The 15,291-nt window shown below is 64.6% G+C and carries 11 protein-coding genes; 4 read left to right on the top strand and 7 right to left on the bottom strand.

The window, feature by feature from the left end; all coding sequences use genetic code 11:
* The first annotated feature begins 8 nt into the window (after positions 1-8).
* Positions 9-1,205 carry an MFS transporter gene (locus tag QFZ40_RS17065; protein ID WP_306905833.1) on the top strand — a complete coding sequence of 399 codons (1,197 nt, stop codon included), beginning with the start codon at positions 9-11 and terminating at the stop codon, positions 1,203-1,205.
* Between the two features lie 282 nt (positions 1,206-1,487).
* On the opposite strand, the gene aceB is transcribed toward QFZ40_RS17065, so the two are convergent.
* Both aceB and aceA read right to left on the bottom strand, forming a co-directional pair.
* The gene (gene aceB, locus QFZ40_RS17060) at positions 1,488-3,140 is read right to left on the bottom strand and encodes a malate synthase A (RefSeq protein WP_306905832.1); all 1,653 of its coding nucleotides are present in this window, start codon (positions 3,138-3,140) and stop codon (positions 1,488-1,490) included.
* Between the two features lie 226 nt (positions 3,141-3,366).
* Entirely contained in the window at positions 3,367-4,683 is a 1,317-nt protein-coding gene (gene aceA / locus QFZ40_RS17055; protein WP_306905831.1) for an isocitrate lyase, read from the bottom strand.
* 153 nt (positions 4,684-4,836) lie between these two features.
* Here aceA and QFZ40_RS17050 point away from each other — a divergent pair, with 153 nt between their 5' ends.
* Positions 4,837-6,351 (top strand): helix-turn-helix transcriptional regulator, encoded by a 1,515-nt coding sequence (locus QFZ40_RS17050; protein WP_306905830.1) that lies wholly within the window; start codon positions 4,837-4,839, stop codon positions 6,349-6,351.
* Positions 6,352-6,495: 144 nt separating this feature from the next.
* Here the strand turns inward: QFZ40_RS17050 and QFZ40_RS17045 are convergent, their stop codons facing one another.
* The 3 genes from QFZ40_RS17045 to QFZ40_RS17035 are packed head-to-tail and all read right to left on the bottom strand — an operon-like array spanning position 6,496 to position 9,582.
* A complete protein-coding gene (locus tag QFZ40_RS17045) occupies positions 6,496-7,494 on the bottom strand; it encodes a TAXI family TRAP transporter solute-binding subunit (protein WP_373427444.1) in 999 nt (332 codons plus the stop codon).
* A complete protein-coding gene (locus QFZ40_RS17040) occupies positions 7,481-8,917 on the bottom strand; it encodes a sensor histidine kinase (protein WP_306905827.1) in 1,437 nt (478 codons plus the stop codon). The genes QFZ40_RS17045 and QFZ40_RS17040 overlap by 14 nt, the downstream gene beginning before the upstream one ends.
* On the bottom strand, positions 8,914-9,582 hold the full coding sequence (locus QFZ40_RS17035) for a response regulator transcription factor (protein WP_306905826.1): 669 nt from the start codon (positions 9,580-9,582) through the stop codon (positions 8,914-8,916). The genes QFZ40_RS17040 and QFZ40_RS17035 overlap by 4 nt, the downstream gene beginning before the upstream one ends.
* Positions 9,583-9,854: 272 nt before the next feature.
* On the opposite strand from QFZ40_RS17035, the gene QFZ40_RS17030 reads away from it, so the two are divergent.
* The gene (locus QFZ40_RS17030) at positions 9,855-11,243 is read left to right on the top strand and encodes an MFS transporter (protein ID WP_306905825.1); all 1,389 of its coding nucleotides are present in this window, start codon (positions 9,855-9,857) and stop codon (positions 11,241-11,243) included.
* A gap of 266 nt (positions 11,244-11,509) precedes the next feature.
* A complete protein-coding gene (locus QFZ40_RS17025; protein ID WP_306905824.1) occupies positions 11,510-12,775 on the top strand; it encodes a serpin family protein in 1,266 nt (421 codons plus the stop codon).
* Between the two features lie 90 nt (positions 12,776-12,865).
* Here the strand turns inward: QFZ40_RS17025 and QFZ40_RS17020 are convergent, their stop codons facing one another.
* Positions 12,866-13,804, bottom strand: coding sequence for a type IV toxin-antitoxin system AbiEi family antitoxin domain-containing protein (locus QFZ40_RS17020; RefSeq protein WP_306905823.1), 939 nt, complete (start codon positions 13,802-13,804; stop codon positions 12,866-12,868).
* Positions 13,805-13,941: 137 nt separating this feature from the next.
* Positions 13,942-15,276, bottom strand: coding sequence for a tRNA guanosine(34) transglycosylase Tgt (gene tgt, locus QFZ40_RS17015; protein ID WP_373427443.1), 1,335 nt, complete (start codon positions 15,274-15,276; stop codon positions 13,942-13,944).
* Positions 15,277-15,291: the final 15 nt, after the last annotated feature.

The following is a 15,291-nucleotide window of genomic DNA, read 5'->3' as shown; positions in this document are numbered from 1 at the left end:
GAAACCTCATGAACGGACGGCTCCTAGCCAGGGTCCCGAACGGCTGGATCCTGCTGGCCTGCATCGGTCTGCTGGCCCTGAACCTGCGCGGGCCGTTTGTTGCGGTCGCCCCTGTGGTGCCCGTCATGCAGGTCGATTTGGGCTTCTCGCCTGTCATGCTGGGGCTCCTGACCAGCATCCCGGTGCTCTGTTTCTCCCTGTCCGCTCCACTGGCATCCCTGGCTGCCCGGAAGTTCGGGGCAGAGTTCGCCGTGACACTCACCCTCTTCGGAGTGCTGGCCGGGATCATAGTCCGATCGTCTGGCGGCCCTGTGCTGGTGGTCGCCGGAACTGTCCTGATCGGTCTGGCAATCACTATCGGGAACATCGCTGTGCCCCTGATCATCAGGCGCGATTTTTCAACTTTGCGCCAGGGGACAGCCATGGGTATCTACACGGCGGCCCTGAACATCGGATCCTTCCTGACATCGATGGTCACGGCCCCGCTGGCTGAGCTGGCCGGCTGGCGTGCTGCCCTTGCCTCGGTGGGCATCCTGGCCGTGGTGGCGATGGCGTTTTGGGCGACCGCCGTCGGGCCGCGGAGCGCGTTTGTGCCCTCCGATGCTGTGGTGCCGGGTGGGCAGGACCATCCGGCGGTCAAGGGTTCCGCCTGGATTACTGCGGGACTGACCGCGGGATTCGCCGGGCAGGCCTGCTCCTACTACGCCGTGACGGCCTGGCTGCCGAGCTACCTCAACGATGAGCTTGGCATGCCCGCCTCCGCTGCCGGTGCCGGATCCTCGATTTTCCAGATCCTCGCGATAGTAGGGGGCCTGGGTGTGCCCTTCGCCGCCAAATACTTCAGTACGACGACGACGGCGGTCACCTTGGGTATCCTCTGGACGGCAGTGCCGGCCGGGCTGCTGCTGGTTCCGGATTTGTGGTGGCTGTGGTCTGCCTTCGGCGGGGTTGCCCAAGGCGGCGGCATTACGTTGATTTTCATCGCAATCATCAAGCTGGCACGGGACCAGGCAGCCGCAGGCCGGATGTCCGCTACAGTCCAGGGAGTCGGATACTGCTTTGGTGCGGTGGCGCCGCCGCTCGTCGGATTCGTGCATGATGTGTCGGGTTCCTGGACGCCGGCGCTGCTGGTGGTGCTGGCCTCGGTCCTGATTTTCTTCATCTGCACCACCTTTTCCGTGCGGCTGGTGCCCAAAGGGCGCTGACCCGGCCCGCCGTCGTACGTTTCTTCCCCTTTCCCGGACGCTCTCTCACTTAATGCAGTTTAACGACCGACGCTCTCTTACTTTCTTGAGGAAAGTGAGAGAGCGTCCCTGGTTTTGTGACATTAAGTGAGAGAGCGTCGGTGGATCGCATGGAGTCGACTTGGCGGGTGCCGCGCCTTCTCCAAGTGGTTCCGTCGCCGGGCCGGCTCCCCGGATTTCGGGGTACCTGTTGCGAAGGGCGTGCCGGCCCGGCGAACGGAAGTCTGGACGGTTACCGGGACCTCAGGCCGCGGCGAGTTCCTCGACGGTTGCCTTTTCGCGGGCCTCGGTCAGGTACCTGGCGTAGGCGGGGAGGGTCAGGAAGGACGGGAAGTCCTGGGCCAGGGTGACTTCTTCGAAGATGTCGCGGGCGTCTTCGAAGCGGTCGCCGTCGAAGCGTTCGAGTCGGGCGAACTCTTCGTCGAGGAGCTCTTCGATCCACTGGTGGGTGATGATCTCGCCTTCATCGGTGATGGCGGAGGCGTACATCCATTGCCAGAGCTGGGACCGGGAGATTTCGGCGGTGGCGGCGTCTTCCATGAGGTTGTGGATGGCGACGGCGCCGTTGCCGCGGAGCCAGGATTCGATGTAGCGGATGCCGACTTCGATGTTGTTCCGGATGCCCTGTTCGGTGATGGTGCCTTCGGTGGCGGCTACGTTGATCAGGGCGGCGTCGTCGGGGGTCACGTCTTCGCGGGTGCGGTGCAGCTGGTTGGGCTTCTCGCCGAGGATGGAGTCGAATACTTCGCGGCAGATGGGAACGAGGTCGGGGTGGGCGACCCAGGAGCCGTCGAAGCCGTCGTTGGCTTCGCGGGTTTTGTCGGCGCGGACTTTTTCGAAGGCATTGGCGTTGGCGGCCTCGTCTTTGCGGTTGGGCACTGCTGCGGCCATGCCGCCGATGGCCATGGCGCCGCGTTTGTGGCAGGCGCGGACGAGTTGTTCGGTGTAGGCGCGCATGAACGGCTGGGTCATGGTCACCTGGGCGCGGTCGGGCAGGACGAACCGGGGTCCGCGGGTGCGGAAGTTCTTGATCAGGGAGAAGATGTAGTCCCAGCGGCCGGCGTTCAGGCCGGCGGCGTGGTCGCGCAGTTCGTAGAGGATTTCTTCCATTTCGAAGGCGGCGGTGATGGTTTCGATCAGCACGGTGGCGCGGATGGTGCCTTGCGGGATGCCGAGCAGGTCCTGGGCGAGGATGAAGATGTCGTTCCAGAGCCGTGCTTCGAGGTGGTTTTCGATCTTGGGCAGGTAGAAGTACGGGCCTTTGCCCTGGGCGAGGAGGCGGCGGGCGTTGTGGAAGAAGAACAGGCCAAAGTCCACGATGCCGCCGGCTATCGGGGTGCCGTCGATGAGCATGTGCTTTTCGGGCAGGTGCCAGCCGCGGGGGCGGACCACGATGGTGGGCAGTTCCCCGGCGGGGCGCAGCTTGTATTCCTTGCCCTCCGGGCTGGTGAAGTCGATGCGGCGTTCGAGGGCGTCGGTGAGGTTCAGCTGGCCCTTGATGACGTTGCGCCAGGTGGGGGTGGAGGAGTCCTCCATGTCGGCGAGCCAGACCCTGGCGCCGGAGTTCAGGGCGTTGATGGTCATTTTCTTATCCACCGGGCCGGTGATTTCCACGCGCCGGTCCTCCAGCCCGGGGGCGGGGGGAGCGACCCGCCAGGACGGGTCATTGCGGATGTCCTCGGTTTCCCGGAGGAACCGGGGGTCCTGGCCGCCGGCGATGTCAGCCCGCCGGGTCCGGCGTGCCTGCAGCAGTTCCTGCCGCCGCTCAGCCGTGGCCCGGTGCAGTCTCGCAACGAACTCGAGCGCGTCGGGCGTGAGCACCTCGTCCTGCCGGCAGATGGGCTGCGCAGTCAGGGTAATGCCATTAATAGTGAAGCTGTCAGTAAAGGTATTCATCTCAGTCTCCTTAAAGACGAAAAGAGGAGTTCGACGGCGGGTAGCGGCACTGCGGTGAGTGAGGCACAAGGCCGAAGGAGCCGGTACCGCGGCAGCGTGCGTAAAAGGGGCCCTGTGGCCGGCTTCGTCCTCGCTCAGCGAGGTAAGAAGCCGGCCATGGGGAATAGCACGCCGAGCGATGCCGGTCCGAAGGCCGGAGGCAAGGCCCGCCGTCGAACGCTAAGTTTTAGTGGAACTGGCCCTCTTCGGTCGATCCGACCAGGGCGAGGGTGGAGGCGTTCGGGTTGAGCGCGGTGGCGATGTCGTCGAAGTAGCCGGTACCGACTTCGCGCTGGTGCTTGGTCGCGGTGTAGCCGCGGGACTCGGAGGCGAATTCCTTTTCCTGGAGCTCGACGTAGGCGCTCATGCCTTCCCGGGCGTAGCCGTGGGCGAGGTCGAACATCGAGTAGTTCAGGGCGTGGAAGCCGGCGAGGGTGATGAACTGGAACGTGAAGCCCATGGCGCCGAGTTCGCGCTGGAACTTCGCGATCGTGGCGTCGTCCAGGTGCTTGCGCCAGTTGAACGAGGGCGAGCAGTTGTAGGAGAGCATCTGGTCCGGGAAGTCGGCCTTGACGGCTTCAGCGAATTTCCGGGCCAGTTCCAGGTCAGGGGTGCCGGTCTCCATCCAGATCAGGTCCGAGTACGGGGCGTAGGCCTTGGCGCGGGCGATGCAGGGTTCGATCCCGTTGCGGACCTTGTAGAAGCCCTCCGCGGTCCTCTCGCCGGTGATGAATTCCTGGTCCCGTTCGTCGACGTCGGAGGTGATCAGGGTGGCTGCCTCCGCGTCGGTCCGGGCAATGACCACCGACGGGGTGCCGGCGACGTCGGCCGCCAGGCGGGCCGCGTTCAGCGTCCGGACGTGCTGCTGGGACGGGATCAGGACCTTGCCGCCGAGGTGCCCGCATTTCTTCTCAGACGCGAGCTGGTCCTCCCAGTGCACGCCTGACGCGCCGGCCTGGATCATGGATTTCATGAGCTCGTAGGCGTTCAGCGGGCCGCCGAAGCCTGCCTCGGCGTCGGCAATGATCGGCACCATCCAGTCCTCAACGGTCTGGATGCCCTCGGAGAACTCGATCTGATCCGCCCGCAGCAAAGCGTTGTTGATCCGGCGGACCACGGTGGGAACCGAGTTGGCCGGGTAGAGGGACTGGTCCGGGTAGGTGTGGCCGGAGTTGTTCGCGTCCGCTGCGACCTGCCAGCCCGAAAGGTAGATGGCCCGCAGGCCGGCCTTGACCTGCTGCACGGCCTGGTTACCGGTCAACGCGCCCAGGGCGTTCGTGTAGCCACCGGTCCGGTGCTCCTCGGTGAGCTGCTTCCACAGCTTCTCCGAACCGCGGCGGGCAAGAGTGTGCTCTTCGGAGACACGGCCGCGGAGACGGACGACGTCGGAAGCCTTGTAGTCCCGGGTCACACCTTCCCAGCGCGGGTTGGCGGCCCACTCGAGCTCCAGGGCGGCAGCCTGCTCGCTTGTCGTTTCCTGGGTAGGCTCAAATGCTGCAGTCATCGTTGATCTCCTTGATTGAGCTCCGGGGTGGTTTACAGCGGCAGGAGCTGCGCCATTGCAGTCCCGCCGGCTTCCCCGGTGCGGTGTTTCTTTCCGTGATCACTACTTTTCAGCACTTCCAACCCTTTCAATAGGGGAAAAGCATGGAAAGAAATGCACTTCTTCGCGTATCCTCAAGAAATGTCGCCTTCAAGCTGGAACCGCAAAGCCCCTGCCCCGCCGTCGTCTGTTGCCGCCGGGGAACTGGACGTGATCAGCCTGGGCCGCCGCGTCCGCCACCTGCGCAAGGCGGCAGGCCTGACACTCGATGGCCTGAGCGCCGCCGTCGGGACTGCCCCGAGCCAGCTGAGCCTGATCGAAAACGGCAAGCGGGAGCCGAAACTGGGGCTCCTCCAGCAGCTCGCGGCAGCGCTGAATGTGGGGATCGACCAGCTGCTCGGGGCCGAGCCGCCCAACCGCCGAGCCGCCTTGGAAATCGAGCTGGAACGGTACCAGCGAAGCCCCCTCTACGAGTCACTCAACCTGCCCAAAATCCGCATCAGCTCGCGTCTTCCCATGGACGTGCTCGAGTCCATGGTGGGACTGCAGCACGAGCTCGAGCGGAAGCTGAACGAGCAGATCGCGACACCTGAGGAGGCCCGCCGTGCCAATGGTGAACTGAGGGCCATGATGCGGGAGCGGAACAACTACTTTCCCGAGTACGAGGCGGAGGCCCAGAAGGTGCTGACGAGCGTCGGGCACACCACCGGCCCGCTGTCCCAGCACGTCATTGCCGACATCGCCGCCCACCTCGGATTCAGCCTCCACCACGTGGGCGACCTGCCGCATTCAACGCGGTCGGTGACCGATCTTAAGAACCACAGAATTTACCTGACCCAGAACCAGCGGACCGACCACGATCCCCGGTCGGTCCTGCTGCAGGCGTTGGGGCATTACGTCCTGGGCCACCAGACACCCAAAAACTACGGCGATTTCCTGATGCAGCGCGTGGCCACCAATTACTTCGCGGCGGCCCTGATGCTGCCGGAGAAGGCCACGGTGGACTTCCTGCAGAAGGCCAAGCAGGCCAAGGAAATCGCCGTCGAGGATATCCGGGATGCCTTCGCGGTGTCCTACGAGACCGCCGCCCACCGGTTCACCAACCTCGCCACGCAGCATCTGGACATCCGCACACACTTCCAGAAAACGCACCAGAGCGGCATCATCTACAAGGCCTACGAGAACGACGGTGTGACGTTCCCGCAGGACCACACCGGCGCCATCGAAGGCCAGCCGTCGTGCAAGCAATGGACATCACGCGTGGTGTTCGACGTAGCTGACAAGTTCCGTGCCTACAACCAGTACACCGACACCCCGGCCGGAACCTACTGGTGCACCGCCCGGACTGAACGCTCGGCCAACGGCGAATTCTCGCTCTCCGTGGGGGTGCCGTACGCGCACGTGAAATGGTTCCGCGGCCGGGACACCACCGAGCGGTCCAAGTCCACGTGCCCGGACGAGAGCTGCTGCAAGCGTCCTCCGGCGTCCCTCGCCTCTGAATGGGCCGGCAACGCCTGGCCGTCGGCGCGGGCGCACTCGCACCTGCTCGCCGCCATGCCGCCGGGGGCCTTCCCGGGCGTGGACGAGACCGAGGTGTACAGCTTCCTGCAGGCGCACTCGGGGAGCTGAGGTCCTGTCTTAGGGCGGCCGGCGTCACGCAGGGCACGCTTTTGGGTCCTCGCTTCCTCCGTTGCCCGGGAATCCACGGATTGACGTGCCCGTGCGGTACAAAAGTCTGCTGTGCGTGATGCGAAAGGGCAGGGGAGGGCAGCCTTAGCCGTGGAGGGCCCTGTAGGCCTCCGCCGCCGCGGGGTGCAGGGGCAGTTCCGCCGTGTTGATAAGCGTTTCGGGACTCAGGAACTGGACCCCCAGACTGGACTTCGGAATGAGTTCCTGGGCATACCCCACCAGCAGCTCAACAGTCCTCTTCACAATGGTTTCATCCAGATCGCTGCGGCACAGGAGCAGGTTGGCCACGCCCACCGTCCAGACAGCCGGAATGCCCTCGTAGCTGCCTTCGGGGATCAGCACCCGATCGTAGAAAGCGCCGTAGCGTTTCCGCATTGCCGGGAGCAATGAAGAGAGATCGAGGAAAGCCAGCCCGGCTTCCCTGTTTGCGGCCGCGATGGCAGCGGTGGGCACGCCTCCGGACCAGAAGAGGGCATCCACTGAGCCGCTCTGCAGCGCGGCCAGGCCGGCATTGAGCCCGAGGTTCATGACGGTGATGGTCTTGCCGTTGCCACCCAAAGTGGCGCTCAGCCCCGCAGCCTCGATCAGGCGGGGAGTGGTCAATGACGTACCTGAACCAGGCTCGCCAACGGCCACGGTCCTGCCGACAAGCCCGTCAAAGTCCCGGATGCCGCTGTCCCTGCGGACCACGCAGTGCACATAGTTTTCGTACACTTTTCCCAAGGCAGCAATGTTTGACGGGCTTTTCGCTGCCGCCTGCTGGGCGGCTGCATCTGCCAGTGCGACGGCGAAGGTGGCCTTGCCGGTCAGAAGGTAATCCAGATTGTCCAGGCTGCCCCCGGTGGTCAGCGCAGCGGCGTGGTCAGCCACGCCATGGCGCTGAAGGGCATCGGCCAGCAGCGTCGAAAACTCAAGGTAGAAACCTCCAGCCTCGCCGCCTGCCACTGTCACGTTGCCGGGACGAGCCTCAGGGGTGCAAGCATTGATGGCCGGCATGAGGAGGCCCGTCAGCCCGGCGGCGAGCCCGGCCTTCAGGGCACTCCTCCTTGCCGGAAGGGAGCGGATCGATTCAGCCATGCCCATGCTCCTGGTCGGGCCAGGCCGACGGGCGTGGGAACTCGATGCGGGCCTCCAGGCCGTGGGGTGACCGTTCGGCCAGTACCAGGCGACCCCCGTTAGCCGCCGCCAGTTTGTCCACGATGGTCATGCCCAGGCCGTTGCCGCGGATCTCCCGGTGCTGGGGCGACCGCCAGAACCTCGTGGTGGCAGCAGCTCTTTCGTCGGCGGCAAGCCCGGGGCCGTCGTCGGATACTTCGATGACCGCTCCTCCCGCACGCTCGCGGACGGAAACCGAGATCCGCGCGCCGGGCGCATACTTGATGGCATTATTCAGCAGTTCCCCGACCATTTGGGCCAGTTCATGGGGGTTGCAGGACACCTGCACGACCGGGTCGGGCGGCGCTGCCAGCACGATCGAAGCCCCCGCGCGCCCCGCGGCGGGTCCTGCACGTTCCACTTCTCCCTGGAGGACTGGAAAGGGGTCGACGGCGGTCTTGTCACCTTCAGGAGCCGGTCCAAGTGTGCCTCGGGCAGAGTCTTCGGACACGCGATGCTCGGCTGCGGCCAGCTTTAGCACGCCGTCCAGGATCTCTTCCACCCGTTCAAGTTCTGCCAGCACTCCTGCCGCCGCGGTATGCTCCCCGGGCGTCTGCAGTTCCAACTGCAGCAGATCGATCCTCAACCGCAGGGCGCCCACAGGATTGCGCAGCTGGTGGGACGTGTCGGCTATCAACTGGCGTTGGGACTCGATGCTGTCACTGACGGTGCGCGCCATCGTGGTGAACGAACGGCTCAATTCCCTGAGTTCAGGCGGGCCGTCCTCCGGAAGCTGACTCGTCCGGCCCGTTGCCTCGAGTTCGGTGACGGCCGAATTTAGCCGGTGAACGGGTCGCAGTACCCAGCCGGACACACGCGCTGCACCCAGGAGGAGCACGGCCCCGAGCGCGAAGGCCGCAAGTCCGACGACGAGCCAGCGTTCCCGCAGTTTCTCCCGGGCCGCATCCAGGTTGACCTCGAGGACGGCCTCGCCCAGAACCTGGCTGGCGCTTCCGAAGGACCGGGAGATCACTTCAGACCCTGTTCCAAACGGTTGTAGCGGGGCGAGTGTTGTGTCGCTGAGGTTCAGGTTGGCCCTGGCTACCGCGTCCCGGACGTCAGCCCGGTCCTCGCCCAGGCCGCCGGATCGCAGGGTTCCTTCCTGCAGGCGGACCAGGATTCCCTCGCCGTAAAGCCCGGAGTACCTGTCCATCTCCCGCTGGAGTTGACTGGAATCGCCGTCCACCGCCGCATCGTAGGCTACCTGCGCGATCCGGTTGAGTGCGGCAACCCGGTTGATCTGGACCTCCTGCGTGAGCTCCCGGCTGGCAGAGGCCAGGATGGCGCTGCACACGACGATGACCATGGCCACGCACAGGAGGCTGAGGACTCCGAGGACGCGCAGCTTCACGCGGGATCCGCCTCGATCCGGTAGCCGACGCCGCGGACATTGATGATGAACCCGGGCAACTGGAGTTTTGCCCTCAGCCCCGTCAGGTGCACGTCAAGGGACCGGGAGGATGCGAGGAAAGCATCGCCCCACAGCGCGTCCAGGATTTGTTCCCGTGTGACCACCGAGCCTGCGTGTTGGGCCAACAGGGCGAGCAGGTCGAACTCCGTGGCAGTCAGGGGAAGCACCTGGCTGCCGAGGGCCGCCACGCGCCGGCGGAGGTCGACGTCGAGATCTCCCAGCACGATGTTCTGTTGCCTGTCAGCCGTGTGACGGTTGGTCCGCCTGGTGACGGCTTCAATGCGCGCCAGCAGCTCGACCAGCTTCACGGGCTTGACCAGGTAGTCGTCGGCACCTGACCTTAGCCCCAGCACCACGCTCCGTTCATCGTCACGGGCGGTGAGGATCAGGATGGGGCACTGCGTGACCTGGCGAAGCTTACGCAGCACGTCGAGGCCGTCGATATCCGGAAGCCCCAGATCCAGCAGGATCACTTCTGCCCTGCGGTGGGCGAGGAGGGCGTCTGCACCCCGTGCCACCCGGCTTGCTTTGTGGCCGGCGGAGACGACGGCTGCCTCCAGCGCGGACGCCATGGCGTCGTCGTCCTCGACGATGAGCACTTCCATGGCTTGGTCCCTTTTCCTTGATGGGCACCTGCATCCCTGCCCGCATTGGAGGTTACCCCTTTTCACACCCTGCCGGGGCGAAACCTAAGGAAGTGTTAGGAAATGCCCCGCAGCGTTGGCTGTGCCGTGGATCACCAATACCTTGAGGGGAGTCCCCGCCATTCAGGCGGCCTTCAATGTCGAGGAGGAACCATGAGCAATGTTGCCATGGACAGCACCACCCTAAATCCGGAACGGTTACCCGTGGCGGCGCCGCCAAGGAAGGTTCAGCGATGAGCACCCAGCAGACCATGCCCCTTAGTGAGGCAGCCCGGACCCGCAAGGCCGTCGGCAACATCCTCAAAGGCTCAGCCGGCAACCTGGTGGAGTGGTACGACCTGTACGTCTACACAGTGTTCGCAGCCTACTTCCAGTCCCATTTCTTCAACCCCACCGACGACCTCCAGGCCGGCCTCGAAGCGATGGCGGTTTTCTCGACGTCGTTCCTGATGCGCCCCATCGGCGCCTGGTTCTTCGGCCGCTACGCCGACCGCAAGGGCCGCAAGGCCGCGCTGACCCTCAGCGTCACGCTGATGTCCGCAGGTTCGTTCGCCATTGCCGTGCTGCCCACCCAGGATGTCATCGGGATCTGGGCCATGATCCTGCTGGTCCTGATCCGCGTTCTCCAGGGTTTCTCCGTGGGCGGCGAGTACGGCACCAGCGCCACGTACATGTCGGAAGCCGCGACGTCCAAGCGCCGGGGGTTCTTCTCCAGCTTCCAGTACGTCACCTTGATCGGCGGCCAGATGCTGGCGCTGCTGGTGTTAGTCATCCTGCAGGGTGCCATGCCAAAGGGCGACCTGGGCGGGTGGGGCTGGCGTATCCCATTCGCCATCGGAGGCGTGGCCGCACTGGTGGTCCTGTGGCTGCGGCGCTCCATGGAAGAAACAGTGTCCGCAGAGCAGGTCGCGGCCGCCAAGATCCCGGCCGTGCAGGGCGTGGCCCAGCCCGGAACCATGAAGTTGCTGTTCACCCAGTACTGGAAGCCGCTGCTGATCTGCATCGGCGTCACGCTGGGCGGCACCGTGGCGTTCTACACCTACACCAACTTCATCCTGAAGTTCATGAACGATACGTCCGGCATCGCCAAGACCGACACCTCCGTGATCAACTTCTGGGCGCTGTTCATCTTCATGCTGCTCCAGCCCGTCTACGGCATCATCTCGGACAAGGTGGGGCGCAAGCCGCTGCTCCTGTGGTTCGGCATCACCGGTGTCCTCTTCACCTGGCCGCTGCTTTCCACGCTGTCCAACACCAAGGACCCGTTCACTGCTTTCCTGCTCATGATCGGCGGGCTGCTGATCGTTGGCGGCTACACGTCGATCAATGCCCTGGTGAAGGCTGAGCTGTTCCCGGCTTCCATCCGTGCCCTTGGCCTGGGACTTGGCTACGCCGTGGCCAATTCCCTCTTCGGAGGCACGGTTCCGCTCATCGGTGCCGCCCTGCAGCAGTCCGGCCAAGTTAACCTGTTCTTCACCTACGTCACGGTGGCGATAGCCATTTCGCTGCTCGTCTACATCTTCGCGCTGAAGAACAAGAAGGCCACCCACCTGGACCGTGAGCAGGGCGACGCCTGGTCCCGGTTGCGCCCGGACAAGGACAAAGACCTTCTCGACGCCTAGCGATTGCTGAAGAACGACGGCGGCGGCCGGCTCCGCGGTGACGTTCCGCGCCGGAGCCGTGCCGCCGTCGTCGTCGTTCAGGGAGCGTTCCCATAGTCCTGCGAAAGGTGAGGGAGCGTTCGGCAAAACGGTGCGAAAGGTGAGGGAGCGCTGGAAGGCGAGACCGAACCGAGCGCAAAACGTGACCGAGTAGGCATCGTCTCCCGGCGCCGTCGCTGCTTCACTGGGAAGAGGCGGATTCCCGCCGTTGTCGGCCGGGGGTGGCAATGAAAAGGCTCCGCTTTTTGAGGATTCTGTCGCTGGGAGCTGTGCTGCTGCTGACGGCGTGTTCGTCCGGACCAGCGCTGCTGAAAGCCGACGGCGTTGAGCGGGTTTCGGTGGACCGTTCGGCTTTCAAGGGCGAACTGGCAGCGTTCCGGACGTCGGCCTTCAAGCTGGGCGATGCGCTGCTGAGTGACGGCGGAGCTGGCAATGTCATTGCGTCACCGGGCAGCCTGCTGATTGCCCTGGCCATGCTCCGTGCAGGTGCTTCGGGCGAAACGGCTGCGGAGATCGACGCCGTGCTGGGGCTTCCGGCGGAGAACCGCGACGAGGCTATGAACGCTCTCCTGGCCTCCCTTGAGCGTTTCGATGGCGATCCCGGCTCAGTGGACGAGGCGAACCCGCCGTTGAAGCCCTTGATGCACACGGCCAATGGACTGTTCGTTGACAAGAACGTTCCTACTGGTGATGCCTACCTGCAGACGCTGGCCAAACACTACGGGGCGGGTGTTTATCCCGTGGACTTCAGCGATGAGCCAGTCACCAGCCCGGCCATCAACGCCTGGGTGGATAAGAGCACCGGCGGCCGGATCAAGAAGGCACCGGCTGGCTACGATCGAAACAACACGTTCAGCCTGCTCAACACCGTGTATTTCGCGGGTGCGTGGAAAACGCCGTTCAGTGCCAATGCCACCTCGGATTCACAGTTCACGAAGGCGGACGGCGCGAAAGTCAACGTCCCGATGATGCATACGCTTCAGGATCTGGCGTACGCCGAGGGGACCGGCTGGCAGGCGGTGGATTTGCCTTTCGGCGAGGGGTTCGTCATGCGGCTCATCCTGCCGGAGACGGGCACTGACACCGCCAAGGGCTTCGCTCCCGGGCAACTGGCCCGGATAGCGGAAAAGCTTGAAGCTGCGGCGCCCGAAAGCGTCCAGCTCTCGCTCCCGTCGTGGGATCACGAAAGCAGCTTTGACCTACGGAAGGTCCTGGGCGCCCTGGGACTGGGCAAGACCCTCACCACTACCCGGGACTTCGATCCGATCCAGCACGGGATGAGGATTACGCAGGCAGCCCAGGCGGCCAACATCACCGTGGCCGAGAAAGGGACCATCGCCGCCGCTGTGACGCAGATCAATGCAGAGGCCGTGAGCGGAAAGGTGGCAGATCCTGCGCGTATCCTCGAATTCAACCGGCCGTTCCAGTACCAGATCGTGCATGTCGAGACCGGCCTGCCGCTCTTCATGGGCAAGATCGCCGACCCGCGCTGAGGGTGTGCCACTGCCGAGATCGCGGGAAACGCTCGGGCTCGCTGTAGCGCAACAGCGTTCCCGGGATTGGTCCCGCGAACTCGATGGCAGTCAGTCATCCAGCACCGGCAGCAGGCGGTTCCTGAACTCCAATTCCCGGAACAGGTCCTTCCATTCGATGCGAATGACCGTCCAGCCGTCCTCCGTGAGGGCTTTCTCCCGCTGCCTTTCCTCGAACACCACCTGCTCTGTAGGCCGGTAGTCGAAGTACTTGGTCTTCCCATCGAACTCGAGGGCCACCTTCCTTTGCTTCCAGGCGAAGTCCAGCCGGTAACGGCCACGGCGGGTCATCACCTCGACCTGCGGTTCCGGGGCAGGGATCCGCAGCCGGGAGATGACATCCCGCGCTAGCGTTTCGCCCGGTGATTCTGACCGCGGATCGGCGGCTGCGAGCACGCGGCGCAGATTCCTTATGCCCCGGCGTCCGTCCAGCCTGGCTGCCTCGGCGTCCAGCTTGATCCTGTCCGCTCCAAGGCGGAGCGCGTGGTCCATGAGGATGAGCGCCTGCCGATAGGGAAGAAGCAAGCCGCAATCGACGGCGGTCCGCTCCAGGGTGGTGGTTCGAAGGCCATTGACTATGGCGCGGTCGGTTTCTGCTACGTCCGCCGTATGGCAGACAACGTCACGACCATGTCGGTCCCCTGAGGGGGGCGTCCGCTGCGTCAGGTGGATCCGGTTGTCGACGTTCCAGAGGTAAAGGCCGCAGAGCCGCGCAGCCGAGGTGTGGCTATAGCGGAAGGCGCCTGCCGACGTCGTGCGTGTTCCATGTGCATGGGCATGGATCAGTTGGAGGCTGCGAAGACCCGGGGAGTGCTTCATCCAGACGCTGCCCCTGATATAGCAGCCGTGCCGCAGCCGGATCAGGATGCCCGACTCCACCAGTGCGGCGATTGAACGTTTTCCCACTCCCAGGTCCAGGAGTTCCTGCGTGCGCCAGAGGCTGCCGTTCCCGGGAAGCTGGGGGCGAGGGCTCGGCTGTAGGTGTGTCATGACCCCAGACTCGGCTACAGGCAACGCCGCCGACAGACGTGGCCTCCGCCATGTGGAAAACCGTGAGTTCGCGGGAGGGGTGACGAGCTCGCTGGAGCGATACAGCGAACTGTGGCGGCTCCCGCGAAGTCGGTCCGTCAGGAGTAGTACTGCGCCAGGGTCTCGGCCTTGAACTCGAAGAAGCGGCCGGATTCGATGGCCAACCGGGCGTCATCCACCATCTTCACCACGAATCGCTCGTTGTGGATGGAGATAAGGGTGGCCGAGAGCATTTCCTTGGCCTTGTACAGGTGGTGGATGTATGCCCGCGAATAGTTTGTGCAGGCGTAGCAGTCACAGCCTTCCTGCAGGGGGCCGAAGTCGCGCTTGTACTTCGCCCCGGACAGGTTGTAGCGGCCGGTGGGCGTGTAGAAGGCGGAGTTGCGGGCCACTCGGGTGGGGGAAACACAGTCGAAAGTGTCCGCGCCGTTCTCGATGGAGGTGAAGATGTCGTCGGGCTCTGAGATCCCGAGCAGGTGCCGCGGCTTGTCCTCGGGCAGTTCCTCGTTGCACCACCGCACGATGGTTCCCAGGTTTTCCTTCTCCAGCGCCCCGCCGATGCCGAACCCGTCAAACGGCATGGCCCCGAGGTCCCGGCATGCCTTCCGGCGCAGGTCCTCGTACTGCGCCCCCTGGATCACGCCGAAGAGCGCCTGGTATGGCTTTCCTGCCCGAGCCGAGGTCAGCCGGATGTGCTCGTCCAGGCAGCGCAGGGCCCACAGCCGGGTCCGCTCCAGCGACTCCTCTTGGTAGCCGCGGGAGTTCTGCAGCGTGGTCAGCTCGTCAAAGGCGAACATGATGTCCGCGCCGATCTGGTGCTGGACCTGCATGGAGATCTCCGGCGTGAAACGGTGCCGGTCACCGTTGAGGTGGCTCTTGAACCAGACGCCGTCCTCGTCAATGTGGGCCAGCCGCTCCTTGCCGGGAGCCACGGCGTCGTCCGGTCCGGTCGTGTCCACCTGCTTCATGTCGATGACCTTCTTGAAGCCTGATCCCAGGCTCATGACCTGGAACCCGCCGGAATCCGTGAAGGTGGGGCCAGGCCAGTTCATGAAGGTGCCCAGGCCGCCTGCCTCGTCCAGTATTTCCGGGCCAGGCTGAAGGTACAGGTGGTAGGCGTTGGCCAGGAGTGCCTGCGCCCCCAGGCCGGCCATGAATTCCGGCAGCACTGCCTTCACGGTGGCCTTGGTGCCGACGGCGATGAAGGCAGGCGTCCGGATCTCGCCATGCGGAGTGCTGATGATCCCGGTCCGGCCCAGGAATTCCCCGCCGTTTTGCTCAATCAGGGCAGCAGACGGCGCCGAGCGGTCGGTCAGCCGGGTGCCTACCCGGAAGGAGAACTCGGATTGTCCGGGGATGGCGGTACCGACGGCGGCGCCGGCAGAAGGTTCGGCAGTGGGGTCGGCAGAAGCCGGGGCGGGGTTGGCTGACACGGTTCCAGTCTGCCA

This window comes from Arthrobacter pascens, from assembly GCF_030816475.1.
In the GTDB taxonomy this organism is placed as follows: Bacteria; Actinomycetota; Actinomycetes; order Actinomycetales; family Micrococcaceae; genus Arthrobacter; species Arthrobacter pascens_B.
This window is presented reverse-complemented; position numbering and strand designations above follow the sequence as displayed.

What these genes read in the sequence shown, in the direction of transcription:
- QFZ40_RS17050 (WP_306905830.1), top strand. Translation starts at nt 4,837, where the DNA reads ATGCACTTCTTCGCGTATCCTCAAGAAATGTCGCCTTCAAGCTGGAAC.
- QFZ40_RS17065 (WP_306905833.1), top strand. Translation starts at nt 9, where the DNA reads ATGAACGGACGGCTCCTAGCCAGGGTCCCGAACGGCTGGATCCTGCTG.
- aceA (WP_306905831.1), bottom strand. Translation starts at nt 4,683, where the DNA reads ATGACTGCAGCATTTGAGCCTACCCAGGAAACGACAAGCGAGCAGGCT.
- aceB (WP_306905832.1), bottom strand. Translation starts at nt 3,140, where the DNA reads ATGAATACCTTTACTGACAGCTTCACTATTAATGGCATTACCCTGACT.
- QFZ40_RS17045 (WP_373427444.1), bottom strand. Translation starts at nt 7,494, where the DNA reads ATGGGCATGGCTGAATCGATCCGCTCCCTTCCGGCAAGGAGGAGTGCC.
- QFZ40_RS17030 (WP_306905825.1), top strand. Translation starts at nt 9,855, where the DNA reads ATGAGCACCCAGCAGACCATGCCCCTTAGTGAGGCAGCCCGGACCCGC.
- QFZ40_RS17020 (WP_306905823.1), bottom strand. Translation starts at nt 13,804, where the DNA reads ATGACACACCTACAGCCGAGCCCTCGCCCCCAGCTTCCCGGGAACGGC.
- QFZ40_RS17035 (WP_306905826.1), bottom strand. Translation starts at nt 9,582, where the DNA reads ATGGAAGTGCTCATCGTCGAGGACGACGACGCCATGGCGTCCGCGCTG.
- QFZ40_RS17025 (WP_306905824.1), top strand. Translation starts at nt 11,510, where the DNA reads ATGAAAAGGCTCCGCTTTTTGAGGATTCTGTCGCTGGGAGCTGTGCTG.